This window comes from Aquiflexum sp., assembly GCF_041749095.1.
Lineage (GTDB): Bacteria > Bacteroidota > Bacteroidia > Cytophagales > Cyclobacteriaceae > Aquiflexum.
Map to the genome: position 1 here is coordinate 1 of NZ_JBGTCA010000581.1, position 6725 is coordinate 6725.

The 6725-nt window shown below is 38.4% G+C and carries 4 protein-coding genes; 3 read left to right on the forward strand and 1 reads right to left on the reverse strand.

Annotated features, from left to right (window positions below; translation table 11 throughout):
* Positions 1–345: 345 nt before the first annotated feature.
* From ACEW8O_RS25850 to ACEW8O_RS25860, 3 genes are all read left to right on the forward strand, one after another.
* The gene (locus ACEW8O_RS25850; RefSeq protein WP_373497518.1) at positions 346–1017 is read left to right on the forward strand and encodes a hypothetical protein; all 672 of its coding nucleotides are present in this window, start codon (positions 346–348) and stop codon (positions 1015–1017) included.
* 41 nt (positions 1018–1058) lie between these two features.
* On the forward strand, positions 1059–1310 hold the full coding sequence (locus ACEW8O_RS25855; RefSeq protein ID WP_373497519.1) for a hypothetical protein: 252 nt from the start codon (positions 1059–1061) through the stop codon (positions 1308–1310).
* Between the two features lie 471 nt (positions 1311–1781).
* On the forward strand, positions 1782–2438 hold the full coding sequence (locus ACEW8O_RS25860; protein WP_373497520.1) for a DUF6266 family protein: 657 nt from the start codon (positions 1782–1784) through the stop codon (positions 2436–2438).
* A gap of 173 nt (positions 2439–2611) precedes the next feature.
* Here ACEW8O_RS25860 and ACEW8O_RS25865 read toward each other — a convergent pair whose 3' ends face one another.
* A complete protein-coding gene (locus ACEW8O_RS25865; protein WP_373497521.1) occupies positions 2612–6622 on the reverse strand; it encodes a two-component regulator propeller domain-containing protein in 4011 nt (1336 codons plus the stop codon).
* Positions 6623–6725 lie beyond the last annotated feature (103 nt).

Here is a 6725-nt window from a genome sequence, read left to right on the forward strand (position 1 = left end):
CAAAACCCTTCATCTCAAGCCTGAACAGCTAGAAAAATACCTGAGATGAGGGCAGTTATCGATACAAGTTCATTAGTGAGTTTAGTTCGGTACTACCTTCCGTTTGACAACAAGGGCATTTTGTTTAAACTGATTAAAGAATCTGCAAAATTTTAGGAATTAAAGTGATTGGACTTCCTGAGCTTTTAGGAATGTATAACGAAGTGGATTTAGCCTTTGGTAAGAATATTTAGTTAACTAATTAAACTGGACGGAAACAGTTAGAATAATTTATCCCAATGATGAATTTTTTAGAATAATAAGATTTGGAAAATTGGGAACATGTTTTAACAAACCTTTCCCACCATGGTCATCATTAACAATTTCAATACAGGCCACTATAGCCGCACAATCGTTGCCGATCAGGTATATGCTTCTGATATGGAAATCTATATCCCTGTCATGCTTTCGCCCTCAGAGAAAACAGACCTGATTGGTTTTATACATAGCTTTTTTGACAGCCTCCATCCATTACCTGAAGCCAGGGAATGCTTAAATGCCTTCTCCATCAAAATTGCACACGGAGGATTGGTCACTTACTGGAATTCTGTAAACCAAGCCGTTTCTTTTTTGCAAAACTTCCGCAAACTGTTGGAAGCGGCATTTCTGATATCAAGGGAAGATCGTGGGGAATTTAAAAGGGAAAAAACGACCAAGGATAATCTTGTTCCCACAAAAATATTGGCAAAAAGCAGAAAAATGGTTGATGTCCTCCCATACCTACCTTCTTCTTCCGACCCTCAAGATTCTTTGGATCCCATCAAAAACCTCAGGTATCTTTTTGCGGATACAGAACCCGGAAAATTGCTAAAAATCCTGAATGCATGGGGTGATTGTACGCTTTCAGATTGCAGACCTTCTTTGGACCTCCAGAGAAACCTCTATTTATATGACATCATATTCCACATAATCCTTGATTCTTGCCACCTGATCTACGTCAGAAGCCCTAAGGAAAAACAGAATAGTTTAGAAAGCTAGGAAAAGGTAATTTCATTCAATCATCAAACAACCTCATTGCCATGACACAGGTTTTAATCCATCTATCCAATATCCACAATTCCAGCATCTCCTTGGGCGGTGACTGTCAATTTAATGGTGACCAATCCCAAATGTTGGAATTTTTACTACAATCCTTGGAAATCAACCGACAGCTTGTGGCAGGCATTTCCTCCCAATGGGACTCCGAAGAGGAATTGTTTGCCCATCTCCAAAAGCTCATGGCAGAACATAAGAGCCTAGAATATCAAGTATCCCTATTATTGAATCCCTAATCCAATTTCCATAGACCTTTAATTCAGGAAATCCTTCCCCATCTTTGATTGGAAATCGAGACACCTTGACCTTCTCTACAGTTTTCCTCAGCTTGGTATTACCTCCTGTCTCCAAAGCACTCACTTCACTAGATGTTTGAACTCTTGACCAATCATTGACCAATCAATTTCCATTGAAACACCATTTTATCTTCAATAATTTTTCTGATATTGAAGCCTAAAGCGTGTTGCCACAGAACAGATTTAACTACCTTATTTTGCAGGTTTAATTTAAGTTTTATATCTTAATTCATATTTTATTTTAGTACGCAATACTGCCTATAAAATGGCAATTCAATATAATTTTCGTTAGGATAAGGATATGTCCGGTACATCCAACTTCGGACTTCGGACTTCCTACCTGTTTGAAATTGAATATTGGGTTATTGTCAAAGAATCGAAAAACTAGTTCTTATTTTTAACAATTTTCTCATGGCAAAAGTAATTGAGTCAACCGCAGGAATATTTAATGGAAAAATCGGCGGTATTGTTTATTATCAGGTAGGAGGGAAGACTTATGCCCGAAAAGCACCTCCCAAACAAAGCAAAGCCCAAAAAAAGAATGTTTCTCCTCTCAAGAAAATCTACCAGAATAAAATGGCTTTGACCCAAAATTACCTGAAGCCCCTCACAAAAGCCATTGCTTTTGGATTTCAGGAATTTGAGAATGGGGCAAGGAGACCTTTCCATGCCTGTGTTTCCTATACTTTGAACAATTGTTTTGTTCCTGATGGAGTGGAATTTGCGATAGACCCTTCCTTATTCAAAGTTAGCCATGGCAGTTTGTTGCCTCCCGAAAATGCCAAAGCAGAAAAAGTGGGAGTTGGATTTAAATTAACCTGGAATAACAACTCCCAAACATCAAATGCCAAACCATGGGACAAAGCCTTCATAGTGCTCCACAATCCAGAGCAAAATTCGGCTACCCACATCATGCTTGGCAATGACAGGTCATCCAAAAGCCAATTCATAGCTCTTGCTGCCAACAACATAAATTCCAATTGGCATGTCTATCTTGCTTTCAGTCAGGAACAGCCCCGCAATGGAAAAATGCTGGTTTCAGATTCGGTTTATTTGGGTTTGTTGTAGTTTGTTAAAGCACTTCCATTTTTTCTTAGTTCTAATTCCGAAAAGCTGTCCACATTGATTTGGCTACTGGCTGAATTCCGTATATTCATAGTTTTAAAAATTCATAATTATGAAAGCTTTTAAAAAAATCCATAATTATTTTTATTCTTCATTTGGACCTATTTAGAGTCTAATCATTTTTCTACTTTATGGAAGTCCCTTGGCAATTCCCCAAACTGCTTCAAAAAGCATTTGGAAAAATAACCTGGGGAATTGAAGCCCACCATTGTACTCACTTCTGAAATGGAGTAGATTCCCTGGTTCAAAATTTCAGCGGCTTTTTTGAGCCTTACAATCCGGATGTATTCATTGGGAGTCAATTTTGCGATTCCTTTAAATTTTCTTAATAGACTGCTTTGGCTAAGATTTAGGTTTTCAGCCAGTTCATTGACTCCAAAAAGCTCATTTGATAAGTTGGCCTGAATAAGTTTATTGGCCTGATTGAGAAATATTTCATCCGCTTTAGTATGGGCAATTGTATCAGGTAAAGAGTTGGGCGAACTGGCGAAGTTTTTCCTGATCTGATCCCTGTAATGCAAAAGGTTTTTGACTTGTAACATCAGGAATTCAAGGGAAAAAGGTTTTTCAATATATACATCAGCCCCCATTTCCATGCCCTCGATTTTTGATTGCAGGTTGCTTTTGGCGGTGAGAAGGATTACGGGAATATGACTGTATTCCAGTTTGGATTTCACCTCTTTGCAAAGCTGCATCCCATCCATGATGGGCATCATGATATCAGATATGATCAGGTCAACAGGCTTGTTGTCCAAAATTTCCAAAGCCTGCTTTCCATTTCCTGCTTTGTAAATATGGTATTCCTGTCTCAGATTCCCACTCATAAATTTTTGCAATTCTTTGTTATCTTCCACAAGCAGGATTCCCGGCTTGCTGTTTTCTTTAGTAGTGTCCTTTTCATCCTCGTCTATCAATTCATTGGACATCAAATTATCTTCCATTTCAATGATTTCCCTGATCCGGATGGCTTCTTTTTGGATTTTTGGCAACTTTAAAGTGAAGCAATTGAATCCTTCCTTGAAGGTAGGATTGAAGAATAAATTCCCGTTGTGCATTTCAGCCAAAGACCTGGAGAGCGGGAGCCCCAGACCGGTTCCTTGCTTAGGTTTGTTGAAATCCTCAGAATTAATTTGGTAGAAAGGTTCGAAAATCTTTTCGCGGAGTGATTCCTCGATGATATTGCCATCATTGCAAACAGTAATCTCAAAATCAGGATCATTCTCAGACCCTTTGTCCAGATAGATGCTGACAGATTTGTTTGCATTTTTCAAAGCATTCGAAAAAAGGTTACTCAGGATTTTGGTGACTTCTTCTTTATCTATATCCACAAAAAATTCAGCAGGTTCATTGGCAAAGTCAAATTCGATATCATTTTGGATAGCCATAGGTTTGAACCTGTAATGAAGGTCAAGGATCAATTGTTGGATATCGGTGGAAATAAAATTGAGTTTATAGCTTCTCTTTTCAGTTTTTCTAAAATCCAATAGCTGATTGCTCAGATTGATCAGCCGGTTGGAATTCCTTTCCATGATCAACAGATTTTCTACAACAGTTTCATTGAGAGTTTCCTTCTTTTGAAGAATTACTTCCAAGGGTCCCTTAATCAAAGTTAGCGGTGTACGGATTTCATGGGTGATGTTAGTGAAAAATTCAATCTTGGCCTGATAGATTTCTTTTTGCTTTTCATCTTCTAAAAGCTTAATGTTTTCCAAATGCCTATTCGATACCCGCTTTTTATATAGATTGACCAGCCACAGTAAAATCAGCAATATGATAACACCGTATAAAAAATAAGCCAAAGGGGAAAAGTAAAAAGGAGGACTGATGGTGATTTCAAGATTGGCTTCCCCTTCACTGAATTTATTGTCAGATTGAATGGCCTTGACACGAAAATTGTACTTTCCAGGAGATAAGTTGAGATAACTGACTTCCTGGTTTCTATCAATTTCATTCCATTCTTTTTCAAGCCCCTCCATGATGTAAGCGTATTTCCATGATTCCGAAAGGGTATAGCCCAGTGCTGCAAATGACAATGAAATGCTTGATTGATCATGGTTGAGCTTGATGGTTTTGGTATTGGTTATAGATTGTTCTAAGGGAGATCCTTTTTGTCCTATGGGCATATCCTGATTGAATAGCTTGATACCCGTCAACCTGATTTCAGGATGGGTAGTCTGAAGTGTAAAAGTCTTTGGATCAAAAGCCACAAATCCATTGAGCGATCCAAAATAAATGGTTCCATCTGAAGCTTTGATACCGGAATTATAATTGAACTGATCAGAAAGAAGACCATTGGATTTGGTGAAGACCTCAACATCAATATTCTCCGGATGGAATCTTACCAAGCCCTTTCCTGTACTGAACCAAAGGTAATTCATATCATCTTCGAGGATCTTGTAGATGGTATTGGAAGGAAGACCGGTTTCTGTGTTATAGGTTTTAAATGATTGGGATTCGGGATCAAATAGACAAAGGCCAAATCCCTCAGTAGCTACCCAAAGTCTGTTTTTACTATCTTCAAATAGGTTTACAATTGCGGTGCTTGGAATTGATCCTTCAACCGATTTATCAGGATAAAAATGTTTTACCTTTTCAATTGTGGGATTATACCTGAACAGACCATTATTTGTAGTTGCAAACCAAAGATTCCCAAGGTGGTCCTCAATGATGTCATGGATAAAGTTGATTCCAATAGCTTCTACAAATTCCAAAGCACTTGCTCCTTTGGATAACCTGTAAACACCACTGATTGTCCCAAACCATTTGTGGCCATTACTGTCTTCTGTTATTGAAAAAATATCACTATCAAACAATGGGTTTTGAAGATGGGATTGATCAAATCTTCTGATCTTATAATTCTCCAGGTTGAGAACATCCAGTTTTAGGCCTTGGCTATGGCTACTGATCCATAGTTCACTTCCCGAAATCAGCAAACCATGGATATTGTGGTAGCTGATGGTATTTGCTTTCTTTTCAGGAGAGAAATTCCTAAACTGATTGGATTTTGGATCAAATTGGCTCAATCCTTTGTCCTCCGTTCCTATCCATATCATCCCGTTTTTGTCTTCTACAAATTCCCTTACTCTTTTACCTGAAATTGAATTTTCACTGTTGACAGGGTAAAATTTATTGAATACCGTAGTATGGTTTGGTAGGTAACTCAAACCTCCAAAATAGGTCCCCAACCAGATTCCACCTTCCCTGTCCTTAAATATCGAATAAATGGCATTGTCTGAAAGTGAATAGGGGTCATCATCATTCTGGTGCAAATGTCTATATTGGCCCGAAGTGATATCATAGAGATATACACCACGTTCTGTGCAGATCCAGATTTGGTGATTGTTGTATTTACCAATATTCCTAACAAATAGACTGTTGTTTTCTTCATCTTTCACCAAAAGGTCTTTGACTTGTCCCGTTAGCTTGGAAAGTGTTTTTAACCCGCCGTTTTTTGTGCCTATCAGGATTTCCTGACCATGGTCAAATAAATCCAAAATCTGCTCTTTCCTCAGATTTAAATCAATATCTAGATATTCAAAAAATGTTTCATTCGCGGGAAGGAATTTTTGAATTCCCCCTCCCAGAACGCCTATCCAAACGGTACCTTTTTCATCAATGGCCATGGCAGAAACTGGGCCTGATGCAAGACTTCCCTTTTGATTGGGATCGTGGTAGAAATGGGTGAGTTTTCCCGTGGAAAAGTTATATCTGTAGATTCCAGATGAACTTGAAGCCACCCAGATATTTCCCTGAAGATCTTCCCTGATTTCCAGGATCTGTCCCCAGATGTTATGACCGTTTTGGTCTTTTACATCAAATTGATCAAAAGATTCCAAATCCGGATGATAGAGGATAATACCATCATTCGTTCCTACCCAAATATCTCCTGATACATCCTGATACAAAGACTGAACATTATTGTTTCCCAAACTGTGGGGATCTTTAGGATTGTTTTTGAAGACCTTGAATCTCGTACCATCATACCTGTTGAGACCGTCTTTGGTTCCAAACCACATAAAACCTGTTTTATCCTGATAGATTACAAAAACAGTATTGTGGGAAAGCCCATTTTCAACTCCAATGTTTTTGAAATCATACTGTTGGCTGAGCCCAGGTGACTTGGCCATAAAAACAAGAAGGCATCCCATGAGAACCAACCGGCCAATTTCTTGACTGAAACCTCGATGGGTATTAATAAATCCTCCTTTATCTAATCCTGATTTCATTCCA